We start from the raw sequence: 23,147 nt of genomic DNA on the forward strand, positions 1-23,147 counted from the left end.
CAGTCACAACGAGGCACAAGCTTGGCGAGAGGTCGACCGGACATGAAGACGAAGGGCGCGATCCTGTGGGGCATCGATCAGGAATGGTCGGTGGAGGAGATCGAGGTCGGCGATCCCGTCGCCGGTGAAGTGCAGATCCGGATGGAAACGGCGGGCATGTGCCACTCCGACCATCACATCGTCACCGGCGCCACGCCGATGCCGGGCTACCCCGTGATGGGTGGCCACGAGGGCGCGGGTGTCATCACCAAGCTCGGTCCGAACTGCCCCAGCGACCTGGCCGTGGGCGACCACGTCATCCTGTCGTTCATCCCGGCCTGTGGCCGCTGTCCCGCGTGTGTCGCGGGCAACATGGCGCTGTGCGACCTGGGCGCCGGTCTGCTGATGGGCCAGGCGATCTCGGACGGCACCTACCGCATCCAGGCGCGTGGCGAGAACGTCATCCCGATGTGCCTGCTGGGCACCTTCGCTCCGTACATGACGGTGCACCACACCTCGGTCGTGAAGATCGACCCGACCATCCCGTTCGAGGTCGCGTGCCTCGTGGGCTGCGGCGTGCCGACCGGCTTCGGCTCCTCGACCCACGTCGCCGAGGTGAAGCCGGGCGAGACCGTAGTGATCGCGGGCATCGGCGGCGTCGGCATGAGCGCGCTGCAGGGCGCGGTGCTCTCCGGCGCGTCGAAGGTCATCGCCATCGACCCGAACCCGTGGAAGCGCGAGCAGGCGCAGAAGTTCGGCGCCACCCACACCTACGAGAGCATGGCCGCCGCGATCATGCCGATGATCGAGGCCACCGAGGGCCGGATGGCCGAGAAGGTCATCCTCACCATGGGTGAGATGCACGGCGACTACATCGAAGAGGGCCTGATCCTGACCGGCAAGGCCGGCACCCTGGTCGTCACCTCGATGGGTCGCATGGACGCCGGCGACGTGAAGATGAACAGCTTCCTGCTGTCCATGCTGCAGAAGACGGTGAAGGGCTGCATCTTCGGCGGCGGCAACGCCCGCCAGGACGCCCCGCGCCTGCTGTCGCTCTACAAGTCGGGTCAGCTCAACCTCGACGACATGGTCACCCGCAGCTACTCGCTCGAGGAGATCAACCAGGGCTACCAGGACATGCTGGACGGCAAGAACATTCGCGGCATCATCCGCTTCACCGAAGCCGACTGGTAAGTCAGCGCCGCCGTTCCCGCTCGGCGAGCCGAACCGCGACCTGCGCGATCAGGTCGTACGGAATCGGTTCCCCGAGCGGGAATTTCAGGGTGCCACGGCCCGCGGTGTAGGGCTCGATGGCACGGTCGAACGCCTCGTCCCCGTCCGGGATGGGGTACACGCTCACATGTTCCTTCCATCCGGCGAAGGACATGAACGCCCGGCCGTCGAGGGTGACGGCCGGGATGGCGTAACTGATCTTCTCGCCCGTCTCCGGCAGCACGCGATGAATCGTCTCGCGGATCCGCTGGAGCGCGGCGCGCTGGGCCGTCGGCTGATCGGCCAGGTAGGCGTCCACGGAGATCGGTGTCGCGGCCATGATTCCTCCTGCTGCGCGGGCGAGCGGGTGGAGCGGATGCCTGGCGATTCTACGACCGGGCGTCCACCTCGCGAGGGCGACCCGCGGCGATCCGCCCCTCGGCGAGCACCAGCAGATGATCGGCCCTAGCCGCCTCCGACGGATCGTGGGTGGCCTGGACGACGGTGACCCCGGCCGCGCTGACCTCGGTGATGACCAGGGCGATGGTGGCTTGCGAGGCCGCGTCGAGGCCGGTCGCCGGTTCGTCGAGCAGCAGTAGATCGGACTCCTGGGCCAGTGCCTGGGCGAGCAGGGCGCGCTGGCGTTGTCCGCCCGAGAGGGTGTCGAGCCGCCGCGCTGCCAACGCGGTGAGATCCATCCGCTCCAAGCAGGAGTCCGTGATCGCCCGGTCCGCGCGGGTGAGGCGTCGCCACGGTCCGCGATGCGCCCACCGGCCCATGGCCACCGTGTCCCAGACGGTCAGCGGCAGTGTCGGCGGAATCGCGGTGTGCTGCACCACGATTGCCGGTCGTCGCGTGGTGTCGCGCGTCACCCGGCCCGCCTGGATCGGCACGGTGCCCGCCAGGACGCCCAGCAGTGTCGATTTCCCCGAACCGTTGGGTCCGACGATCGCTGTCACCCGGCCGCGCGGAATGCTCGCCGACACTTCGCACAGCACCGGTGTGGCGCCGTAGCCCGCCGTCAGATGCTCGATCTCGATCGCGCTGTCCTCTGTGTGCTGCATCTCACCTCAATTGAAACGATAATCATTTTCAGTATATCGTTCCGCGCTATGGATTGGCTGTTCGCCCCGTTCGAGGTGGCCTTCGTGCAACGCGCGCTGTGGGGTGGGCTGCTCGTGTCGTGCGTGTGCGCCCTCGCCGGAACCTGGGTGGTGGTGCGCGGCATGGCTTTTCTCGGTGACGCGATGTCGCACGGCATGCTGCCCGGCGTCGCGGTCGCGGCCCTGCTCGGTGGCAACCTGCTGCTCGGGGCCGCGATCAGTTGCGCCGCCATGGCTTTCGGGGTGTCGGCGCTGGGACGCAGCAAACGATTCGCACCCGATACCGCCATCGGGCTGCTGTTCGTCGGCATGCTCGCCACGGGAGTGATCATCGTGTCGCGCTCGCAATCGTTCGCCGTGGACCTGACCGGGTTCCTGTTCGGTGACGTGCTGGCGGTGCGGGCCGTAGACCTGGTGTACCTCGGTGCGGCGTTGGTGATCGCGCTCATCGTGGCGGTACTCGGGCACCGCGCGTTCGTCGCCTCGACCTTCGATCCGCGCAAAGCCCATACGCTCGGGTTGCGGCCGAAACTCGCGCAGGTGGCCCTGATCGGGCTGGTGACGCTGGCGATCGTGGCGTCGTTCCACGTCGTCGGCACGCTGCTGGTTTTCGGCCTGCTCATCGCGCCACCGGCCGCGGCGCTGTACTGGTCGGACCGGATTCCGGTGGTCATGATGGGCGCGGCGCTGATCGGTGCGGCTTCGACCGCCGTCGGATTGCTCGTCTCGTGGCACGCGGAGACCGCGGCGGGCGCGACGATCGCCGCCGTCGCGGTCGGCTCGTTCTTCCTCTCGGCGATCGTCGCCGCGCTGCGGGACCGCTTCGGCGCGCGTCGGCTCGGTGCCGCCGCGGTGGCCGCGCTCGCCGCGGTGCCACTAGTCGGCTGTGGGTCGGGGGAGCCTGCGGTGGTGGAGGAGACGCCGCACGGGTTCGTCGCGGGAGCCGAGGAGATGGCCGAGCCGCAGACGCGGGTGATCGTGGCCGACGCGGGGACGGGGGAGGTGCGGGTCGTCGATCTGCTCACCGAACAGGTGACCGCCCTCGACGCGAAGGAAACCCTGTCCCCGCGAACGCATTCGACGGATTCCGACGCGAACGGCGTGCGACTCGCCGGAGACGGCCGATTCGGTTTCGTCGCTGCCGGTGGTCGGCTGTCGATCGTCGACAGCGGGGCGTGGACGGTCGATCACGGCGATCATCGGCACTACTACAGCGCGCCGATCCGTGTGGTCGGGTCGACCGACTTCCCGGCGGCGACCGGTGCCGGCGAGCCGAGCGGCGCGGCCGGACCGAAGACACCGGCCGAGCCCGGCGGTGCGCCCCGGTCGAGCGGTGCGGTGCTCTCGGCGCACAGCGATCCTGTTGTCACAGCGGTCGTTTCGGACGGCGGCGACACGATCGTGTTCGATCGTGTCGCGCTGGGCGAGGGGACGGTGGGCGAGCCGCGGCCGATCCCGGGTGTCGCGGTGCCGTACGGGGAGCGGTTGATCGTCGTCGACCGCGCGGGACGCGTGGAGGTGCGCGGGCGCGACGGCGCGGCCGGGGAGGCGCAGCCCGCGACGTGCGCGCAGCCGCGCGGACAGGCGGTGACCAGGCGCGGGGTCGTGTTCGGTTGTGCTGACGGCGCGCTCGTGGTGGCCCGACGCGACGGTGCGTTCGTCAGCGAGAAGATCCCGTACCCGGCGTCGTCCGCCGAGCGTGCCACGGCCTTCACCCATCGGCCGGGGAGCACCACGCTGACCGCGCTGGCCGGTCGTACCGGTGTCTGGACGCTCGACATCAGGGCGAAGTCGTGGACGCTGACGCCGATCGCCGACGCGGTGGCGGTGAACACCGCGGGCGAAGGCGCGTCGCTGCTGGTGCTCACCCGTGACGGCGTCTTGCACGGCATCGATCCGGTGACCGGCACGCAGACAGCGCAGCTCGAGCTGGCCGACGGCGCGGTCGAGACGGCCACGATCCACGTGGATCCGGATCGCGCCTACGTCAACGACGTTCGCGCGCGCACGGTGTCCGAGATCGCCTACAACGACAACCTCCGCCTGGCGCGCACCCTCCCCGTGGAGATCGCGCCGACGCTGATCGTGGAGACCGGACTGTGAACGCGAATCGGGCCCGGCCGACAGGCGAACTCCGCACCCGCGACGGTGACCGGGCTTCGCGGCGGCAGTTGCTGATCGGCGTCCGGCGCCGTCGCCCGGAGGGTCGGAGGTCATGGCCGACCGCGCTGGTGGCGGCCCTCGTCGTGGCCGTGCTGACCGCGCTGGTCAGCGCCTGCTCGACCGACAGCGACCGATCCGGCATCGTCGTGACGACCAATATCCTCGGCGACCTGACCAGGGCGGTCGTCGGCGACGCCGTGCCGGTCACCGTGCTCATGCAGGCCGGCGCCGATCCGCATTCGTTCGCGATCTCGGCCCGGCAGGCGGCCGACATCGAGCGGTCGGCGCTGGTCGTGCACAACGGGCTCGGCCTCGAGGAAGGGGTGGCCCGGCACGTGCGGGCGTCGGCCGCGGCGGGGGTCCCCACGGTGGCGGTGGCCGAGCGGGTCGACCCGATCGCCTACACCTCCGACGAGTCGGCGGGAAAGCCCGACCCGCACTTCTGGACCGACCCGCAGCGGGTCCGCAAAGCCGTCGAGGCGATCAGCGCGGAAGTCCTCGCGCGGGTCGACGACATCGACGCCGCCGCGGTGCGCGCGAACACCGACCGCTACCTCGCCGAACTCGATCAGCTCGACCGGTGGATGATCGACCGGTTCGCCGCGATCCCCGCCGAACGCAGGCAGTTGGTCACCGACCACCACGTCTTCGGCTATCTCGCACAGCGATTCGGGTTCCGGGTGATCGGCGCGGTGATCCCCAGCGGCACCACGCTGGCCTCCCCCAGCGCCGCCGATCTCGACGAGCTCGCCGCCGCGATCCGGGCCGCGGGCGTCGGCGCGATCTTCGCCGATTCCGCCCAGCCCGATCGGCTCTCGCGCGTCCTCGCCGAGCACACCGGCCTGCAGGTGCAGGTGATCGCACTGCACACCGAATCGCTCACCGCGCCCGGTGGTGGCGCGGCCACCTATCTGGAGATGGCCCGCGCCAACACCGAGGCCATCGCCCGTGGTCTGGCCGGGCCCACAACGTAGTTCACGCAGGAGAAATGGAGCAGCACATGCACAGTCGGTCACGGACCACCACGCTGGTGGCCCTGTCCGGGGTCTTCGCCTCGGTGGTCGCGCTCAGCGGGTGCGGCACGGACGACGCCGCCCACGACCACGAGCACACGCCGGGCGCGGAACCGATCGCGCTCACCTACAACGGCGGCATCTACGTCCTCGACGGCGCCACCCTGACTCAGCAGGGCGAGGTGAAGCTCGACGGATACAACCGGCTCAACCCGGCGGGCGACGAGGACCACCTCATGGTGTCGACCAAGGCGGGATTCCGCGTCTTCGATGCCTACGACCGGGAATTCACCGGCACCGAGTTCCCCGCGAGCAAGCCCGGTCATGTGGTGCGGCATGCGGGCAAGACCGTGCTGTTCGCCGACGGGTCGGGCGAGGTCACCGTCTTCGACTCCGACCAACTCGCGCAGGGCACACCGAAGACCGAGGTCTACCAGGCGGCCGCGCCCCACCACGGTGTCGCGATCCAGCTGGCCAACGGCGAGTTGGTGGTGACTCTCGGGACCGAGGACAAGCGGGTCGGCGCCGTCGCGCTCGACCGCAACCGCAAGGAACTCACCAGGAACGAGGACTGCCCGGGCGTGCACGGTGAGGCGACCGCCCAGCACGAGGCGGTGGTGATCGGCTGCCAGACCGGTGCGGTCGTCTACCGCGACGGGACGTTCACCAAGGTCGCCAGCCCGGATCCGTACGGCCGGATCGGCAACATGTCCGGCAGCGCGGTCTCGCCGATCGTGCTCGGCGACTACAAGGTCGACAAGGATGCCGAACTGGAACGGCCGCAGCGCATCTCGCTGGTGAACACCGCCGACGGCACCCTGCGCCTGGTCGACATCGGCACCAGCTACACCTTCCGCTCGCTGGGTCGCGGCCCGCAGGGCGAGGCGCTGGTGCTCGGCACCGACGGCAAGATCCACGTCATCGACCCGGTCGCGGGCACCGTCACCCGGACCATTCCGGTGCTCGGCAGCTGGCAGGAACCGCTGGACTGGCAGGACGCCCGGCCCGCGCTGTTCGCGCGTGGTTCGATCGCCTACGTCTCGGACCCGGCGACCAAGCAGGTGCATCGGGTGGACCTGGCAGCCGGAAAGGTCACCGCGACCGTCACGTTGGCGTCGGCGCCGAACGAGATCAGCGGCGTCGCCGGACACTGATCGACTGTCGGCGCGCACCGGTGGGACCTGCCCCGGTGCGCGCCGAGGTCAGCCCGCGCAGCGCACGACGGCCTCGCGCAGGTTGCGGCTGCGCACGTCGTCGAGGATCGCCATGCCGAGCCGGTTCATGCTGTAGCCGAAGCCCAGACCCGTCGTCGGGTCGGCGAAGCCGAACGAGCCGCCCAATCCCGTGGTGCCGTAGGCGCGTTTGTCCGAGCCGAAGCGGAAACTGCCGCGCGACTTGCGGAAGCCGAGGTGGTAGCGGCTCTTGGTGTGCAGCACCAGGTCGTCGGCGGGGACGTCGTCGGCGGTGTCGGCCGCGCCCAGCAGGTCCAGGACCGGGTCGCTGATCGGCAGGGCACCGGTGCGCCCGGCCGCCGCGCCGTAGACGCGAGCCAGCGCGCGGGCGTTGCCCACGCCGTTCATGCCGGGCCACTCGATCTCCAGGAATTCCCTGCGGGCGGCGCGGGCCGGCGCGCCGGGGCGCGGATTGGTCAGCGCCGCATAGGAAAGCCCCCGCTTGGCGTAGACCTCGGCGCCGATCCGCACGGGAATGTCGGCGAGCTCGTAGCGCAGGATGTCGAGGCCCTTCGTCGCCGACAGCTCCGCGACGCGCTCCATCGGCTCGGACTCGGGGAGCCCGATGAACAGGTCGGCCTCGACCGGAGCCGCGATCTCCTCGGCGAAGAACCGGCCCAGGCTGCGGCCCGCCGGATCGACACGGCGCAGCAGCTCGCTCTGGTAGAGCCCGAGGGTCAGGGCGTGGTAGCCGTGCCGGGTGCCGGGCTGCCACGCCGGCTTCTGCTCGGCCAGCAGCGCGCCGAGCGCGTCGCGGTCGGTGAGCTCACGCAATTTCACGATTCGGTCCAGCCCGGACAGCCCGGCCTGATGGTCGATCAGCTGCCGGACGGTGATCTCGTCCTTGCCGTTGGCGGCGAACTCCGGCCAGTACTTCGCCACCGGCTGCTCGTAGTCGAGCAGGCCGCGTGAGACGGCCGTGGCGATCGTGAACGCCGACATCCCCTTCGACGAGGAGAACACCGGCACGATGGTGTCGCGCTCCCAGGCCACCTCGCGCCTGCGGTCGCGATGGCCGGCCCACAGGTCGACCAGGGGCTCGCCACCTGCGTAGACGGCCACGGCGGCACCGATTTCCCCGTGCTGGGTGAAGTTGCGGCGGAAGGCGTCGGCGACGGGGCCGAAACCGGCCGCCACGTCGCCGTGGATCGATGGTGCGGGACTCATGGTGACTCGATCGTAGCGGCGTCTCGTACGCTGCCGATATGCGTTCGTTCGAGCAGATCCAGCACTGGCCGGTCGCCAACGCCGCCGCCGCGGTCCTCACCGCGAGCGGCGTGTCGACCACCGGCGACACCGCGCGGGTGTTCCGGCTCGCCTCGGTCACCAAGCCCCTGGTCGCCTACGCCACGCTCGTCGCGCTCGAGGAAGGCGCGATCGAACTCGATCAGCCCGCCGGGCCGCCCGGATCGACCGTGCGTCACTTGCTCGCCCACACCTCCGGTGTCGCCTTCGCCACCCCCGAGGTCATCGCCGCGCCCGGCGCCCGGCGCATCTACTCCAGCGCGGGCTTCGAACTGCTCGCCGACTTCCTCACCGAGAGCACCGGCATCGCTTTCCCGCAGTATCTGCACGAGGCCGTCTTCGAACCGCTCGGAATGCGCACCGCCGTTCTCCACGGTTCCGCCGGGCACGCGGCGCGGGCCTCCGTGGACGACCTGGTTCGATTCGCCGCCGAGTTGCTGACACCTCAATTGATATCGGAGCACACTCTCGCCGACGCGACCTCGGTGCAATTCCCGGGCCGGGACGGAGTGCTGCCCGGATTCGGCTCCCAGCGACCCAACGACTGGGGATTGGGATTCGAAATCCGCGACGGGAAATCCCCGCACTGGACCGGATCCGCCAATTCCGGGCGGACCTACGGACACTTCGGGCAGTCCGGCACCTTCCTGTGGGTGGACCCGGAAATAGGGGTGGCGACGATCGCCCTGAGCGACGAGAATTTCGGCGACTGGGCTCGAGCGGCGTGGCCGAAATTCAGCGATTCCGTGATCGCAGAGACACACAACACGCTGTGAAGTAACACCCGTAACACCGAACACTTCAGTACACTCGGGCCACGCCAGTCCGACGGGTCGTTGGGGAAGACGCTCCTTGTCGAGGCTGGAGGTGTTGTGCAGTGCGCGCATCGAGTCAGTTCGCTGATGCGACGGCGGGTGTGGTCTACATCCACTCATCGCCCGCCGCGTTGTGCCCGCACGTCGAATGGGCACTGTCCACCGCGCTCTCCTCGCCCGCGAAATTGCGCTGGACCGCGCAACCGGCCGACGGACAACTGCGCGCCAGCAGCGATTGGATCGGTCCCGTCGGCACGGCATCGCGGATTGCCCAATCATTGCGCGCCTGGCCGGTTCTGCGCTTCGAGGTGACCGAGGACCCCAGCGAAGGCGTCGATGGTGAACGCTACAGCTTCGTCCCCGCGCTGGGTCTGTGGCACGGCTCCACCGGCGCCAACGGCGATGTGATGCTCGGCGAGATGCGATTACGCGCCTTACTCCAGGCCGCGCGAGAACTCGGCGGCCACGGCACCTACGACCTGTCCGCCGAGATCGACCGCGCCCTGGGCACCGCGTGGGACGAGGACCTCGAGGCGTTCCGGCAGGGCACCGATTGCGTCGGCGCCGAAGTCACCTGGCTGCGCCGCGACGTGGGCTGAGCACTCGATCCTCGCGCGGACCTCGACGCTGCTACCTTCGTCGGTATGACACGTGGGGGCGGGACATTCGGGTGGGCGATCGTGGTTGTCGGTGCCGTGCTGGCGCTGACGGGATGTTCGGGGAATACGGCGGGGACGGCGACACCGGCATCGTCGAGCGCGGCGGCGTCGACCGCGGCACCCTCGACCAAGGCGAGCACGTCCGGCGCGCCGGTGCCCGCCGGAGATCTGACGACGATGACCTGCGCGCAGTTCCTGGCGCTCGACGATCCGACCCAGAAATCGACGCTGCCCGCGCTGGCGGACCAGCTCGGGTACAAGACGCTCGTGAATCCGAGCAACTACAAGATCGTGCAGGCCATGTGCAAGACGGACGGTGCCAAGCTGGTGAAGGAGTGGCTCGGGCGCGCCTGATCCGCCTGTGCCACACCGCGGGCGCTACGTGTGGCGCGGTCCATGACCCAGTGCATCCCGCGACCTGATTCGCCGGGCGTGCACACGGCGCGTGGGCCGGTGCTCTCGAGTCGATAGCCGAGGCGGCGGGCCACGGCGGCGCTGCGGAGATTGGCCGCGTCGCAATGGATTTCGACGCGGTCGATGCCGGGGAGGCTCAACGCGACGGTGGTCAGCGCGCCTGCCGTGCGGGTGATCACTCCGCGGCCGACGTGCTCGGAGTGGCACCAGTAGCCGATCTCCAGCGTGGCGGGCCCGACCCGATCGTGCAGACCCACCACCCCGAGCACCGTGCCCGCGCGGTCGAAGACGCCGTAGTTGAACCCGCCGTCGGGTGTCGGCCAGGCCGACGACCGCGCGTGCGTCGCGGCCATCTCCTCGAAGTCCGGCGGCTGCGCCGCCCACGCCATCCAGTGATGCAACTGCTCGAACGACGCGCTGATCGCCGCGAACTCGGCGGCCATATCCCCGACCTGCCACCGCCGCATCACCAGATCCCCGACCTCGACCCGATCGGGCGGCACGATCCCGGTCCGCAGCGCCGGGGGATGTTCGGTGTCCACGCTCCGATGGTCGTCCACGGATCGGGACTCACGCAACGCAATTCGACACCCATGACGATGCGGCCGGCGAGATGGGTCGCCGGGTTGTCCCGGTATGGCGGTCGGCGGCTCGGCGAGCGACGCGCGCGGACCGGATGACCTGGGTCAGGGAGTGCGGAAGCGGGGGGCGTTGGTGGTGGCCCACTGGGCGAAGGTGGTGGCGGGCCTGCCGGTGATGTCGGGGACGCTGGTGAGGGGAAGGGTGGTGGGGTCGGGGGTGTAGCCGGTGAGGACGTTGTCGACGTACCAGATGGTGTTGTCGCCCATGGTGGGGGTGAGGGCGGTGATGGTTTCCTCGCGGGTGGACTGCCGGAAGGTGAGGTCGCGGTCCAGGGCGGCGGCGAGGTGGGCGACGAGGGCGGTGCGGGTGAGGACCTCGGGGCCCGCCAGGGGGTAGGCGCGGCCCCGGTGGGAATCGGAGAGCAGGGCGGTGGCGGCGACAGCGGCGATGTCGTCCATGGCGATCGGGGCCGTCGCGGCGTCGGGGTACGGCTCGCGGATGGTGGCGGTGTCGCGGATCTGCTGCGACCATGTGAGCGTGTTCTCCATGAAGTCGGCCGGCCACAGGTGGGTCCAGGCCAGGCCGCTGTCCTCGACGGCCGTGCACACCGAGCCCCACCAGCTCTCCGGTTCGCCCGACAGATCGACGACGTGCTCGACGCCCGCCGCCCGGGCCAGCGCCAGGACTTCGGCGGCATTGTCCGGAGTGGGCGCCAGGTACATCCGCTGCACTCCCTCGAACGCCGCGGGCAGCGTTTCGGGGCGACGGAGATAGCCCTCGACCACCTGCACGCCGGCGGGCAGCGCGGCCTTGCGTGGGTTGGTGGTCAGCGCTCGGACATCGGTGTGTCCCGCGGCGAGCAGGTGGTCGACGACCTTGCGGCCGATGTTCGCGGTGGCCCCGGTTACCAGGATGGTCATGTATTTCCCTCCGGTACTACTCGATGAGGAACCCATTCTGCCAACGGAATTCGCCGGCGGCACGTACCGATTTTCGGCCTTCTCGCCGTCGGTCGAGCTCGTCCGCCCGAGTCATGGTTACCGATCAGCTACCCTGGCAGGACACCTGATCCCGGCGGCCGAAGGACACCCTGATGCGACGACTCCTCCCGCTCGGCGCGATGCTCGCCGTCGGTGTCCTCGGCTGTGGGAGTCCCGCCGAAGAGCAGCCCGCTGCGAGGGACGAGACCGTCCGGATGTTCGTCGCGCCCGAGCAGGTCGACTGCGTCGGCGTCGCGCCGATGCGCTGTCTGCAGATCCGGTATCCGCCCGACGAGCGCTGGCAGCTGTTCTCCGAGGGCATCGCCGGGTTCTCCTACGAGCCCGGCTACGACTACGAGCTGACCGTGCGGGTCACACCCGTCGACGACCCGCCCGCGGACCATTCCAGCCGCCGCTACGACCTGGTCCGGGTCGACGCGAAGACGCCTGTCTGATCCTCACCGCCCGCGCCCGCGCGGATCCAGCCAGGCGGGCAACGGTTCCCGTGCCGACCGCCACGCGGGCGGCACCCCGATCACCCCGGGTCGGTCGCCGATTCCGGTGTAGGCGGCCACGATTCCGCCCACGATCGCGCCGGTGGTGTCCCGATCGCCGTCCGCTTCGATACAGGCGGTGATCGCCGCGGGATAGTTCGCCAGATGTGTCGCCGCGGCCCACAGCGCGAACGGCACCGTGTCCTGCGCTGTCACCCGCGAGCCGTTGCCCAGCTCGCGCACCGCGTCCGCGACGGAAACACCGAGCAGCGCACGGGCCCGGTGCAGAGCCCGGGTTGTCTCGCCGGGTTCGAGGCGCTCGAGTACTGTCGCGAGGAATTCCCTTGGGCCGGGCCGCATTCCGGTCGACCGTGCTCGCGCCGCCTCGCCCGCCGCCACCGCCACCGCCACCGCGCCGGTCACACCCTCCGGATGCAGATGTGTCACCTGCGCCGACCGAATCGCCTCGGCGACAATCCGTTCCGGCTCCTGCGCGTAGAACGCGCCCAGCGGCGCGACCCGCATCGCCGCGCCGTTGCCGCACGATCCCTGCCCGCCGAACGAGGCGCCGGCCGCCGCCCGCCAATGCGCGCCCTCGCGGATGCGCCGCAGCGTCGTCACCGTCGCGTGGCCGTAGTCGCGCGCGGGATCACAGCGCCGCGCGAAGACCGCGGCCAGCCGATCCTGGTCGACCTCGTCGCGCGCGTGCAGCTCGGCCACCAGGCAGGCCGCCATCTCGGTGTCGTCGGTCCAGACCCACGGTCCCGCCGGCGGCCGTCCCGCCCGCAGCTCCGGAATCGACTGACCCATGAGGAAGAACTGCGCGCCCAGCGCGTCGCCGACGGACAGGCCGTCCAGCGCGTCGCGCATCAGTTCCCGTCGGCGTTCCCGAGCGCCGGAACGCCGCCACACAGCCATCTCTCGACCAGTCCTTCCGCGCAGTGGATGCCGTCCAACGACTGTAGGCGGGCCCACGGCGCGCGGCGGACAGCGCGTGCGCGAAACGACCCAGACGAGCATTCGGCGAATGGGTGATCCGGCCGATGCGGCGGCCACAGGTGGCTCCCCAGCGTCCGAATCCAGGACGAAAGGACACCATCATGACCATCCAGTACATCGACACACTCATCATCGGCGCAGGTCAAGCCGGGATGGCGACCGGCAGTGCGCTGCGGAGGGCGCGAGAGCCGTTCCTCATCGTCGATCGCGGCGACCGCATCGGCGACGACTTCGCGGACCGCCGCCGCCGCATTCGCTTACGAACACAACCTCACCTGAATTCGGGCCGATCCGGTGATGTTTTTCCGGTATCACCGCAGGTGGGGTTCCACTTGATCGTTAACGATGCGAAAATGTCGGCGGATCGAGATCCGGTCCAGCAGAGGATGTTCCGCCGATCTCGGCGGGCAGACTGGAGGGGCAAGATGTTTTTCTCGTCTCGAACGAGTTCCAGCGCACGACGATTCGGCACGGTCGCCGTTCTCGCGGTAGGGGCTCTCGGCCTCGCGGCCACCACCGCGCACGCCGGACCAGCAGCAGCCGTTCCGACCGTCCAGGGCGTGGAAGGGGGAGTGGCGTTCACGGCGAGTCCGCTCGCCGACGGCTCCGGACTCACCGCCACCGTCGCCGACGGCAGGTTCCAGCTCGCCGGGGGCGCGGTCACGCTCACCGATCGGGCGGGCCGGGTGGTCGCCGCCGTGCCGACTCGCCTCGTCACCGGCGCCGGCGAGGTCGACCTGGCCGCGGGCATCGCCGCCGACGGGCAGTCGGTCACCTTACGGCCGGTCGCCGCACCGGCTTTCGTCACCGACAACCTGGCGTCGTTCGTCGACGAGGCGAGTGACACCCTCGCCCGCAAGCAGCACAACGCCGGCATCGGCGCCCTGATCGGCGCGGGCATCGGTGCGGTCCTCGGGTTCTTCCTGGGTGGTGTCGGCGCGTTGGTCACCGTGCCGATCGGTGCGGGCATCGGCGCCCTCATCGGCTACTCGACGCCTTAGCGAAGGGATGCGGTGGCCGGGCAGGCCCGGCCACCGCATCGCCGACCTCGACGGATCACGCACCGACTCGCGCCAGGGGAACGCGAGCCCGTTCGAGGTCGCTGCCGTGCGAGACCGATCCGACGCTCTACGCTGGGGCGGGGGCGACTCGACAGCCGGTCGCCGGAGACGGTGGACCGGGTGCGCGACGGTCCGGTCGAGCGTGGAGGGGATCCGGTGACAGCACCAGAGGACAAGCCTGCCGAGGTATTCGACTACGACGCGGAATTGCGTCTGCACAACGCCCACTTCCGGGCCGCCGCCCGGGTGCGGGTGCACGACCGGGTGCTCGATATCGGGTGCGGTGCGGGGCAGACCACGCGGGAAGCGGCACGCGCCGCCGCCGAGGGGACGGTGGTCGGCGTCGACGTCTCGGAGCGGATGCTCGAACACGCTCGTCGGCTCAGCGCCGACCTCGCCAATGTGAGCTATCAGCTGGCGGACGCCCAGACACATCCCTTCCCGCCGGGGCATTTCGACGTGTGCATCAGCAGGTTCGGCACGATGTTCTTCGCCGACCCGGTGGCCGCGTTCACCAATATCGGTCGCGCGCTGCGTCCCTCGGGACGGCTCGTGCTGCTGGTGTGGCAGGGACGCGACCGCAACGAGTGGACGTCGGTGATCCGCGAGACCCTCACCACCGAGGCGGCGCTCGCCGGCGACGGGCCCGGCGCGTTCGCGCTCGCCGATCCGGCCGTCACCGAAGCCGTCCTGGCCGCCGCCGGATTCACCGATATCGCGTTCGCCGAGGTCCACGAGCCCGTCTACTACGGCCGGGACAGCGCGGCCGCCTTCGACAATGTGCTGCGGCTGGTGGAGTTCCGCGACATCATCGCCGGGCTGGGGGTCGAGGCCGCCGAGGCGGCGCGGGAGCGGCTGCGGGCACTGCTCGACGCGCATCACTCCGGGGACGGCGTGTACTTCGACTCGCGCGCGTGGCTGGTCACCGCCCGTCGGCCTCCGCGAGCGGGATTCTGAATCCTTTTGCGCGGTGTGTGCCTCTTATCCATGTCCCGACACACTGTCGGGACGGAAACGGAGGTAGTCGTGCTCATCGGAATCGGTATCGTCGTCGGCTTGGTGGCGCTGTGCACGTGCATGGTCGTCGTGCGGCGCAAACGAGCCGGGCGTGGCTGAGGCGAGCTGGCCCGGCCATCAGCTGATCGTCGCCGCGCAGGGCGGTGACGTCGATTCGATCGCGGCGCTGGTGTCGGGCTCGCACCCCAACATCCAGCGCTTCGCGCGATCTCTGTGCGCCACCCCGGAGGACGCGGAGGACGCGGCGCAGGAGGCGCTGATCATCCTGTATCGCAAGATCGGGATGCTGCGGGCCTCCGGGGCGCTCGCGTCGTGGATGTTCCGCATCGTGCGCAACGAGTGCCTGCGACGGGCACGCAAGGGGATGCGGGACCATACGCCGGTGTCGCCGGAGATCGCCGCGGTCGCCTCCGCCGAAGACGAGGTGTTACAGCGCCTGGAAGCGGGCCGGGTCGCGGCCGCGGTCGCCGCCCTGCCCGCCGATCAGCGCCAGGTGCTGATCATGCGCGACATCCAGGGCTACAGCGGGCGGATGGTCGCCGACGCCCTCGGCCTCAGCACGGCCGCCATGAAATCCCGCCTGCACCGCGCCCGCGCGACCGTCCGGGAATCCCTGCACACCGTCACCCACCCGGATCCAGGAGGACACGATGACCGGAACGAAACCTGACACGCCCGACTACGCGAGCTCCTCGCTGCCCGTCCACCTACTGCGCGGCGCCCTGGGCTTCCTCGCCCTGACCGGCTCCGTCGCCCTCATCCCGATCACCGGCCTGCTCAGCCTCCTGCTCCTGCCCGTCGGCCTGTTCGCCCTGCGCGGCTGTCCGACCTGCTGGGCGATCGGCCTGATGCAGACCCTGTCCCGAGGCAAGCTGCGGCGCTCCTGCGAAGGGGGCGTCTGCACCCTCACCGTCGCCGACCGCGACAAGGTCGCCTCGTAGTCCCGCACCGGATCGCAGCGTGCCCCACACCATCACCGCGGGGCACGCTGCCCCCTGCCCGGCGCCTGATCCGCCCCTGCTCATCGCGGGGCGAGATGGCGGGTGTCGTCGAGGGTGTGGATTCGGCGGTTGTGGAAGTAGGGGTCTTCGCGGAGTTCGGTGATGCCGCCGGGGGTGGCGTGGAAGTGGGCGTAGCCCGCTGACTCGAGGGGCATGCGGATCCAGGACGTGAGGACGAAAGTCAGTGCGCCGCCGTGGGTGACGATGACCTGGTGGCGGCAGTCGCTGGTGAGGATGTCGTCCATGACGGTGTAGATGCGTTGGGCGAGAGCGGCTTTGGTTTCGGCGCCGGGGATGCCCTCGTCGTGGTTCATGCGGTCGCCGACGGGTGGGGGTGGCCGGAAGCGGTCGTCGAGCCATCGCTGGGGGCGCCCGCCCGCTTCGCCGTAGGACTTCTCGCGGAGTCGGTCGTCCAGGGTCGCAACGACTCCCAGCCACGCGGCGAGGGCGCCGGCGGTCTGCGCGGTGCGCCGGAGATCGGAGGAGTACAACTCGACCTCGGCGTCGGCGGGGATGCGCGCGCGCACGGCGGCGGCGATCGCTTCGGCGTCACGCAGTCCGGCGGGGGTGAGCGCGGAGTCGTACCAGCCGCCCACCAGATGGTCGACGTGGTGCGTCGCTTCCGGATGCGTCACGACGTAGACGGTGCGCACATAGGTGGGGAGTGGGAAAGTCAAGCCGACCGCAGTGTGGCGCGGTTCGTGTCTGGCGATTGCGGTGGGACGCCGAGTGTCATGCAGGAATCGGTCACCGACCATTCTCGGCTTCCTTCACAAGGTATCCACGGAGCTGGATGAGTCGCAGCGTGTAGTCGGCTTGGTTCAGAGTTGTGGCGGCGTCGATGTAGGCGTCGACGAATTCGATATACAACTCGTTCAGATGGACGGCGAGCAGTGCATCAGCGGTTGCGTCGAGCCCCTCGTTTCGCCACCGAGCTGCCGCTTGCACCAGTTGATAGGACCGCCCTCGGTACCATTCGATCGCGTCCTGGTTGCGGCCGATCTTGCTGGTAGCGAGGGTGTAGAGGAACCTGACCGGGAACAGTGTCTTCTTGGTGACCGCGCGTGTGCCTGCGGCGACAAGTCGCGACGGATGGTGCAGATCCGCGCGGTAGCTTTCGTCGATCTTGCTCAGCGCAAATTCTGCCGAGTCGATGATCAATTCGTTATGGGTGGGCACGGTGGCCGGTTGACGATTGTCCTGGCCATACAGCAATCGGCCCGACTCCAGCAGGTCCAGGCGGTCGATCGCGGGGAGCCGATGTGTCGGGCCGGCGCCGGATCGAACGCCGGACCAGTCGGACCAGAAGACGGACAGTCGCTGCGCCAGTGGGCTTTCGAACTGCTGCCGGACGGCATCGGTGACACGGAGAATTCCTTCTTTTACCTCTGCATCGCCATCGTTCAGCACGGTTACGAGGTCGACGTCGCTGACGAGCGGTGCGAAGCCGCCATGGGCGAGGCTTCCGATGGCGTAGCACGCTGCCAAATTCTCGCCGAACTCTGTGCGCGCGTGGGCGACTGCGGCGAGGAGTACGTGTTCACCGGTCTGCGTTCCAGCAAGGTCCACAACGTCATTTTGACCACAGAACCTCACTATGACCAATCGGTTCGGTCTGCGACTCGCAGCGCGCGACAAGCGTGGCTCTGCTGGCACTTCCCGCATTGATCGAATCGGTCCGTGTAGAGCATCGGAACGTGTACAGGCCGCGAAGTGGCTGCGGCGCCCGGCCAAGAAGCCCCGTCCGCGGCGCTTGGATTGCGAGAGTTTCATGCAGCGTGGCGACTGCGAACGGGCGCGGCCGCCTCGATGTCGAGCAGTGGTGTTCGCCACGGGCGCTGACTCCGCGGTGACGTCAAACAGTGGACAGTCAGATCGCCGCCGCAACCGTCCAGGCATGAGCGCCGTCCAACCTGAACATGGGAATGGACGCTGTCGACCGTGAAGCTCTTATCGCCGCTGGCCTTGACCCGGACGATCCGCAGGTCTGGCGCGACCAACAGCGGATAAGCGACCTGCTCGTTTGCTACGGACTGTGGACCCGGAGTTCTAGGAGCAGCGCGTAAAGTTGGGGTTCTCTGCCCCACGTGGGCGACGTGGGGCATACGTCGCAAGCCGCGAGCGGATCGTCTACCTGCAACATCTTCTGTGGGCGCAGAGGGGATCGAACCCCCGACCGCTGGTGTGTAAAACCAGTGCTCTACCGCTGAGCTATACGCCCTGGCACCGCCGGCGGGAACCGGCGGTGACGGTTTATGAATCTAGCGCGGCGAGCGCTTTCTCCCAAGCCGCCTGGTCACGGGCCTCTCCGGGCCCGTTCATCTCCGCGAAAGTGATGTAACCGGACTTGTCGACGACGAAGGTGCCGCGGTTGGGGTAACCGGACTTCTCGTTGAAGACGTCGTAGGCCTGGGTGACGGCGCCGTGCGGCCAGAAATCGGACAGCAGCGGGAACAGGTAGCCCTGTTCGGCGGCCCAGATCTTGTGGGTGGGTGGGGGTCCGACGGAGATCGCGAGGATCTCGGCGTCGTCGTTCTGGAACTTGGGCAGTTCGTCACGCACTTTGCACAGCTCGCCCTGGCAGATGCCGGTGAAGGCGAGCGGATAGAACACCAGCAGGACGTTCTTCTTGCCGCGGTAATCCGACAGCGAGACAGGCTGGTTGTTCTGGTCCTTGAGCGTGAAGTCCGGCGCGAGAGTGCCAACCTCTAGCGGCATACAGCGAATCCTCCGTCGTGTCGGGTCTCAGCCGAGCGTTCTCGTCCGGCTGAGACCTTAGCGAACGGCGGATTCAGCGCTGTTTGGACGGTGCCTTCGGCTGGACCAGGCGCGAGCCCGTCCAGCTGCCGAGGCTGATAGTGGATGTCTGGGTCAGGCCGGCCGTGGGCGCGGCTTCGGCGATCTCGCTCGGATCGACATGGCCCGGTTGACCGGTCTTGGGGGTGAGGACCCAGATGAAGCCTTCGTCGGCCAGCGGGCTGATGGCATCCATCAGCTCGTCGGCCAGATCGCCGTCACCTTCTCGCCACCACAACAGGACGGCGTCCACGACCTCGTCGGAGTCCTCGTCGACCATCTCGCCGCCGCTGACCTCCTCGATCTCGGCGCGCAAGTCGTCGTCGGTGTCCTCGTCCCAGCCCAATTCCTGAACGACCAAGCCGTGAGAAATGCCAAGCTTCTGAGCGTAGTTCTGCGCGTCCGCCGCGGCGACCACGGTGGTGTCCTCCCTAAACTGCCGACAGTAGATAGGTGCAAGCGAACATGGTTATCGGCCGCAGCGCAAGCCGATCGGGTGAATTGGGACCGTATGCCGCGTGTCGGCGGGACGAATTCAGCGGCTCGGGCAGGCGTCGTGGACCGCGGTGCGGGCCTGGTTGATCTTGCGACTGGCGTCGTTGAGCCGGGTCACCTGGGAGCTGTAGGTCATTTTTCTGGTCTCCGCCGACAGTTCGCGCGCGGCGACGACGTAGGCGGTGAACTTCTCGGCGAGATCGGCGGGCAGCGCCCCCGCCGCGGCGGTGACGCCGGACTCGACCTTGGTCGCGGCGTTGTCGAGGGTGGTGGCCGCCGCCTCGCGCTTGTCGGCGTAGTCGGGAGCGTTGCGGTCGTGGGCGGTGACGAACTCGTTGAAGGCGGTGACGCCCGCACCGGTCGTGGTCGGGAACTGGGTGCAGTTGTCGCTGATCGCCTTGGTCTGCGCGGCGGCGGCCTTGGCGGCGGCGGCCGCCGAGGCGGACGCGGCCGCGGAGGTCTTGTACGCGGCGACCTCGGCGGGATCGGTGGTCGCGGCGCCGGGCACCTGTTCGGCGCAGCCGGCCACGACCATGCCCGCGGTCACGGCGACAGCGGCACAGACCAGCCCGAGCCGGCGCACGTCCAGCAGCCTCATCGTTCCCCGATCCCTCTCACTCGGTTGCTTCCCCTGCAGAACTTAGTGGATTCCGCGGACACGTGGATCGGCGCTGCGCTGCGACTTCGGCCGGTCCGGAATCCATAGGGAAGTGATATGAATGAGGGGTGTCCGCGAGGTGGTGCGGCGGCCGGTTTCGCGCCGCTGTCGCCCGGGGCACGGGCCGCTGGGGGAGCGTCAGGCTGTGGTCCAGCGAAATACCGGGCAGTACCTGCTCGGGAGGGATGACCCGGGCTGCCTTTTCGGTAAGGATGAAAGGTGCGCCCGAAACTTTCGTGACGGGTGGCCCGCACACCAAGCGGGCAGGCCCGGGGATAGCGACGCCAACAAGCAGTTCAGCCCCCAGTACGAGGAGCAGATTTGACCGACCTGATCCACTCTGTGTCAGCGAATTCCGCGAACGATCCCGCCGCGGCGGCACCCGCCGCAGGCGCCGAGTCCGCCACCAGACCTACCGGTGAGCGGGTTCGGGTGATCCGCGAGGGAGTGGCGTCGTATCTTCCGGATATCGACCCCGAGGAGACCAGCGAATGGCTGGAATCCTTCGACGACATGCTCGACCGCGAAGGGCCGGGCCGCGCCCGGTACCTGATGCTGCGACTGCTCGAGCGCGCCGGCGAGCGTCGCGTCTCGATCCCCGCGCTCACCTCCACCGACTACGTCAACACGATCCCCACCGAGAACGAGCCCTGGTTCCCCGGCGACGAGGAGGTCGAGCGCCGCTACCGCGCCTGGATCCGGTGGAACGCCGCGATCATGGTGCACCGCGCGCAGCGCCCCGGCATCGGCGTCGGCGGCCACATCTCCACCTACGCGTCGTCGGCGGCGCTCTACGAGGTGGGCTTCAACCACTTCTTCCGCGGCAAGGACCATCCCGGCGGCGGCGACCACATCTACATCCAGGGCCACGCCTCGCCCGGCATCTACGCCCGCGCCTTCCTCGAGGGCCGCCTGAGCACCGACCGGCTCGACGGTTTCCGGCAGGAATACAGCCACGGCGGACCGGGCCACGGCCTGCCGTCCTACCCGCACCCGCGGTTGATGCCGGACTTCTGGGAGTTCCCGACGGTGTCGATGGGCTTGGGCCCGATGAACGCGATCTACCAGGCGCGGTTCAACCACTACCTGCACGACCGCGGTATCAAGGACACCTCCGACCAGCATGTCTGGGCCTTCCTCGGCGACGGCGAGATGGACGAGCCCGAGTCGCGCGGCCTGATCCAGGTGGCCGCCAACGAGGCGCTCGACAACCTGACCTTCGTGATCAACTGCAATCTGCAGCGGCTCGACGGGCCGGTGCGCGGTAACGGCAAGATCATCCAGGAGCTGGAGTCGTTCTTCCGCGGCGCGGGCTGGAACGTCATCAAGGTGGTCTGGGGCCGCGAGTGGGACGCGCTGCTGGGCGCCGACCGCGACGGCGCGCTGGTGAACCTGATGAACACCACCCCCGACGGTGACTTCCAGACGTACAAGGCCAACGACGGCGCCTACGTGCGCGACCACTTCTTCGGTCGCGACCCGCGGACCAAGGCGCTGGTCCAGAACATGTCCGACAGCGACATCTGGAACCTCAAGCGTGGCGGTCACGACTACCGCAAGGTCTACGCGGCCTACGCGGCGGCGATGGCGCACAAGGGTCAGCCGACGGTGATCCTGGCCAAGACGATCAAGGGCTACACCCTCGGCAAGCACTTCGAGGGCCGCAACGCCACCCACCAGATGAAGAAGCTGGCGTTGCAGGACCTCAAGGACTTCCGCGATCTGCAGCGCATCCCGATCACGGACGCCGAGCTGGAGAAAGATCCGTACCTGCCGCCCTACTACCACCCCGGCATGGACAACCCGGCCATCCAGTACATGCTGAGCCGGCGTCAGTCGCTCGGTGGTTTCGTGCCGGAGCGCCGCTCGGCCGCCAAGCCGCTGACGCTGCCCGGCGACGAGGCGTATCGCTCGGTGCGCAAGGGCTCGGGTAAGCAGAAGGTCGCCACCACCATGGCGCTGGTCCGCCTGGTCAAGGAACTGCTGCGCGACAAGGAGATCGGCAAGCGCATCGTGCCGATCATCCCGGACGAGGCCCGCACCTTCGGCATGGACTCGTGGTTCCCCACGCTGAAGATCTACAACCGCAACGGTCAGCTCTACACCTCGGTCGACGCGGAACTGATGCTCGCCTACAAGGAGAGCACCGTCGGCCAGATCATGCACGAGGGCATCAACGAGGCCGGTTCCACCGCGACCTTCACCGCGGCGGGCACCTCCTACGCCACCCACGGCGAGCCGATGATCCCGCTCTACATCTTCTATTCGATGTTCGGGTTCCAGCGCACCGGCGACAGCTTCTGGGCCGCCGCCGACCAGCTGGCGCGCGGTTTCGTCCTCGGTGCCACTGCGGGCCGCACCACGCTGACCGGCGAGGGCCTGCAACACAACGACGGACAGTCGCTGCTGCTGGCGTCGACCAATCCGGCCGTGGTGACCTACGACCCGGCGTTCTCGTTCGAGATCGCGCACATCATGCGCGACGGCCTGCGCCGGATGTACGGCGGAACGACCCCCGAGACCAGCCCGCTGCCCGGCACGAATCCGCCGGAGAGCGGCGCCTTCGCCGGGGAGAACATCTTCTACTACATCACCCTGTACAACGAGCCCTACCAGCAGCCCGCCGAGCCGGACGACCTCGACGTGGCCGGTCTGCTCAAGGGTCTGTACCTGTACCAGCGCGGTGGTGAGGGCAGCATCCGCGCCCAGATCCTCGTCTCCGGCGTGACCGTGCCCGACGGTCTGCGCGCCCAGGAGATTCTGGCGCAGGAGTGGGGCGTGGCCGCCGACGTGTGGTCGGTCACCTCGTTCGGCGAGCTGCGCAGGGAGGCGCTGGACAAGGAGATCCAGGCGCTCAAGCACCCCGACACCGATCCGGGCGTGCCCTACGTCACCCAGGCGCTCGCGCCGACGCAGGGCCCGGTCGTGGCCGCCACGGACTGGATGCGCGCGGTCTCCGATCAGATCCGGCAGTGGGTGCCCGGCGACTACATCACCCTGGGCACCGACGGGTTCGGCTTCTCCGACACCCGCCCGGCCGCCCGCCGGGTGTTCAACGTCGACGCGCAGTCGATCGTGGTCGCGGTGCTCGAGGGCCTGGTCAAGGACGGCACGCTGGACAAGGCGAAGGCGGTCGAGGCGGCGGCGAAATACCGCATCGACGACGTCTCCGCCGCGCCGAAGCCCAGTGCGGACGCGGCCGAGGAACTCGCGTAGCGGACTATTGGAC

General features: G+C 69.1%; 24 protein-coding genes and 1 tRNA gene. 13 read left to right on the forward strand and 12 right to left on the reverse strand.

Translation table 11 applies throughout. The features are described 5' to 3' along the window. Nucleotides 1-42 precede the first annotated feature (42 nt). The gene (locus ACIO52_RS17695; RefSeq protein ID WP_218718909.1) at nt 43-1,173 is read left to right on the forward strand and encodes an NDMA-dependent alcohol dehydrogenase; all 1,131 of its coding nucleotides are present in this window, start codon (nt 43-45) and stop codon (nt 1,171-1,173) included. Between the two features lies 1 nt (nt 1,174). Here ACIO52_RS17695 and ACIO52_RS17700 read toward each other — a convergent pair whose 3' ends face one another. Together ACIO52_RS17700 and aztA are read right to left on the reverse strand one after the other, a co-directional pair. Then, nucleotides 1,175-1,531 carry an iron chaperone gene (locus tag ACIO52_RS17700; protein ID WP_402644980.1) on the reverse strand — a complete coding sequence of 119 codons (357 nt, stop codon included), beginning with the start codon at nt 1,529-1,531 and terminating at the stop codon, nt 1,175-1,177. A gap of 49 nt (nt 1,532-1,580) precedes the next feature. Continuing rightward, a complete protein-coding gene (gene aztA, locus ACIO52_RS17705) occupies nt 1,581-2,255 on the reverse strand; it encodes a zinc ABC transporter ATP-binding protein AztA (protein ID WP_402644982.1) in 675 nt (224 codons plus the stop codon). Between aztA and aztB the strand changes: the two genes are divergently transcribed. The 3 genes from aztB to aztD all read left to right on the forward strand — a co-directional run bounded on the left by aztB (nt 2,217) and on the right by aztD (nt 6,624). Continuing rightward, nucleotides 2,217-4,397 carry a zinc ABC transporter permease AztB gene (aztB, locus tag ACIO52_RS17710; RefSeq protein ID WP_402644985.1) on the forward strand — a complete coding sequence of 727 codons (2,181 nt, stop codon included), beginning with the start codon at nt 2,217-2,219 and terminating at the stop codon, nt 4,395-4,397. The genes aztA and aztB overlap by 39 nt on opposite strands. 128 nt (nt 4,398-4,525) lie before the next feature. Continuing rightward, nucleotides 4,526-5,431, forward strand: a complete 906-nt coding sequence (gene aztC / locus ACIO52_RS17715) for a zinc ABC transporter substrate-binding protein AztC (RefSeq protein ID WP_402645150.1) — start codon at nt 4,526-4,528, stop codon at nt 5,429-5,431. Between the two features lie 26 nt (nt 5,432-5,457). After that, nucleotides 5,458-6,624, forward strand: coding sequence for a zinc metallochaperone AztD (gene aztD / locus ACIO52_RS17720; RefSeq protein ID WP_402644988.1), 1,167 nt, complete (start codon nt 5,458-5,460; stop codon nt 6,622-6,624). Nucleotides 6,625-6,672: 48 nt separating this feature from the next. On the opposite strand, the gene ACIO52_RS17725 is transcribed toward aztD, so the two are convergent. Then, nucleotides 6,673-7,869: a serine hydrolase domain-containing protein gene (locus tag ACIO52_RS17725; protein WP_342800018.1), complete on the reverse strand. Its 1,197-nt coding sequence runs from the start codon at nt 7,867-7,869 to the stop codon at nt 6,673-6,675. A gap of 38 nt (nt 7,870-7,907) precedes the next feature. Between ACIO52_RS17725 and ACIO52_RS17730 the strand changes: the two genes are divergently transcribed. The 3 genes from ACIO52_RS17730 (at nt 7,908) to ACIO52_RS17740 (ending at nt 9,775) form a co-directional block, all read left to right on the forward strand. Continuing rightward, the gene (locus tag ACIO52_RS17730) at nt 7,908-8,723 is read left to right on the forward strand and encodes a serine hydrolase domain-containing protein (RefSeq protein WP_402644991.1); all 816 of its coding nucleotides are present in this window, start codon (nt 7,908-7,910) and stop codon (nt 8,721-8,723) included. Nucleotides 8,724-8,824: 101 nt separating this feature from the next. Next, nucleotides 8,825-9,361: a DUF3145 domain-containing protein gene (locus ACIO52_RS17735; protein WP_316573977.1), complete on the forward strand. Its 537-nt coding sequence runs from the start codon at nt 8,825-8,827 to the stop codon at nt 9,359-9,361. A 45-nt stretch (nt 9,362-9,406) separates the two neighbouring features. Continuing rightward, nucleotides 9,407-9,775, forward strand: a complete 369-nt coding sequence (locus tag ACIO52_RS17740; protein WP_218718902.1) for a hypothetical protein — start codon at nt 9,407-9,409, stop codon at nt 9,773-9,775. On the opposite strand, the gene ACIO52_RS17745 is transcribed toward ACIO52_RS17740, so the two are convergent. Then, nucleotides 9,703-10,377: a GNAT family N-acetyltransferase gene (locus tag ACIO52_RS17745; RefSeq protein ID WP_402644994.1), complete on the reverse strand. Its 675-nt coding sequence runs from the start codon at nt 10,375-10,377 to the stop codon at nt 9,703-9,705. The genes ACIO52_RS17740 and ACIO52_RS17745 overlap by 73 nt on opposite strands. 144 nt (nt 10,378-10,521) lie before the next feature. Next, nucleotides 10,522-11,337: an SDR family oxidoreductase gene (locus ACIO52_RS17750; protein WP_402644997.1), complete on the reverse strand. Its 816-nt coding sequence runs from the start codon at nt 11,335-11,337 to the stop codon at nt 10,522-10,524. A gap of 173 nt (nt 11,338-11,510) precedes the next feature. Between ACIO52_RS17750 and ACIO52_RS17755 the strand changes: the two genes are divergently transcribed. Beyond that, the gene (locus ACIO52_RS17755) at nt 11,511-11,852 is read left to right on the forward strand and encodes a DUF4377 domain-containing protein (RefSeq protein WP_402645000.1); all 342 of its coding nucleotides are present in this window, start codon (nt 11,511-11,513) and stop codon (nt 11,850-11,852) included. A 3-nt stretch (nt 11,853-11,855) separates the two neighbouring features. On the opposite strand, the gene ACIO52_RS17760 is transcribed toward ACIO52_RS17755, so the two are convergent. Further along, on the reverse strand, nt 11,856-12,809 hold the full coding sequence (locus ACIO52_RS17760) for an ADP-ribosylglycohydrolase family protein (protein ID WP_402645003.1): 954 nt from the start codon (nt 12,807-12,809) through the stop codon (nt 11,856-11,858). A 641-nt stretch (nt 12,810-13,450) separates the two neighbouring features. On the opposite strand from ACIO52_RS17760, the gene ACIO52_RS17765 reads away from it, so the two are divergent. The 4 genes from ACIO52_RS17765 to ACIO52_RS17780 all read left to right on the forward strand — a co-directional run bounded on the left by ACIO52_RS17765 (nt 13,451) and on the right by ACIO52_RS17780 (nt 15,909). Continuing rightward, the gene (locus ACIO52_RS17765) at nt 13,451-13,891 is read left to right on the forward strand and encodes a hypothetical protein (RefSeq protein WP_402645006.1); all 441 of its coding nucleotides are present in this window, start codon (nt 13,451-13,453) and stop codon (nt 13,889-13,891) included. A gap of 216 nt (nt 13,892-14,107) precedes the next feature. Continuing rightward, entirely contained in the window at nt 14,108-14,908 is an 801-nt protein-coding gene (locus ACIO52_RS17770; protein ID WP_402645009.1) for a class I SAM-dependent methyltransferase, read from the forward strand. A 151-nt stretch (nt 14,909-15,059) separates the two neighbouring features. Further along, nucleotides 15,060-15,638, forward strand: a complete 579-nt coding sequence (locus ACIO52_RS17775; protein ID WP_402645011.1) for an RNA polymerase sigma factor — start codon at nt 15,060-15,062, stop codon at nt 15,636-15,638. Beyond that, entirely contained in the window at nt 15,619-15,909 is a 291-nt protein-coding gene (locus tag ACIO52_RS17780; RefSeq protein ID WP_316573983.1) for a hypothetical protein, read from the forward strand. Before ACIO52_RS17775 ends, ACIO52_RS17780 begins: the two co-directional genes overlap by 20 nt. Nucleotides 15,910-15,989: 80 nt before the next feature. On the opposite strand, the gene ACIO52_RS17785 is transcribed toward ACIO52_RS17780, so the two are convergent. From ACIO52_RS17785 to ACIO52_RS17810, 6 genes are all read right to left on the reverse strand, one after another. Beyond that, complete coding sequence (locus ACIO52_RS17785; protein ID WP_402645153.1) at nt 15,990-16,604, reverse strand: histidine phosphatase family protein; 615 nt, start codon at nt 16,602-16,604, stop codon at nt 15,990-15,992. Between the two features lie 112 nt (nt 16,605-16,716). Further along, complete coding sequence (locus tag ACIO52_RS17790) at nt 16,717-17,538, reverse strand: hypothetical protein (RefSeq protein WP_316573984.1); 822 nt, start codon at nt 17,536-17,538, stop codon at nt 16,717-16,719. A gap of 580 nt (nt 17,539-18,118) precedes the next feature. Further along, nucleotides 18,119-18,190: transfer RNA gene (locus tag ACIO52_RS17795), tRNA-Val, on the reverse strand. Nucleotides 18,191-18,222: 32 nt separating this feature from the next. Next, entirely contained in the window at nt 18,223-18,687 is a 465-nt protein-coding gene (locus ACIO52_RS17800; RefSeq protein ID WP_218718893.1) for a peroxiredoxin, read from the reverse strand. 73 nt (nt 18,688-18,760) lie between these two features. Further along, entirely contained in the window at nt 18,761-19,183 is a 423-nt protein-coding gene (locus ACIO52_RS17805; protein WP_218718892.1) for a DUF3052 domain-containing protein, read from the reverse strand. Between the two features lie 117 nt (nt 19,184-19,300). Continuing rightward, nucleotides 19,301-19,858: a hypothetical protein gene (locus tag ACIO52_RS17810; protein ID WP_316573985.1), complete on the reverse strand. Its 558-nt coding sequence runs from the start codon at nt 19,856-19,858 to the stop codon at nt 19,301-19,303. 492 nt (nt 19,859-20,350) lie between these two features. On the opposite strand from ACIO52_RS17810, the gene aceE reads away from it, so the two are divergent. Then, complete coding sequence (gene aceE / locus ACIO52_RS17815) at nt 20,351-23,134, forward strand: pyruvate dehydrogenase (acetyl-transferring), homodimeric type (RefSeq protein ID WP_394358680.1); 2,784 nt, start codon at nt 20,351-20,353, stop codon at nt 23,132-23,134. Nucleotides 23,135-23,147: the final 13 nt, after the last annotated feature.

This window comes from Nocardia sp. NPDC087230, from assembly GCF_044744725.1.
Taxonomy (GTDB): domain Bacteria; phylum Actinomycetota; class Actinomycetes; order Mycobacteriales; family Mycobacteriaceae; genus Nocardia; species Nocardia canadensis.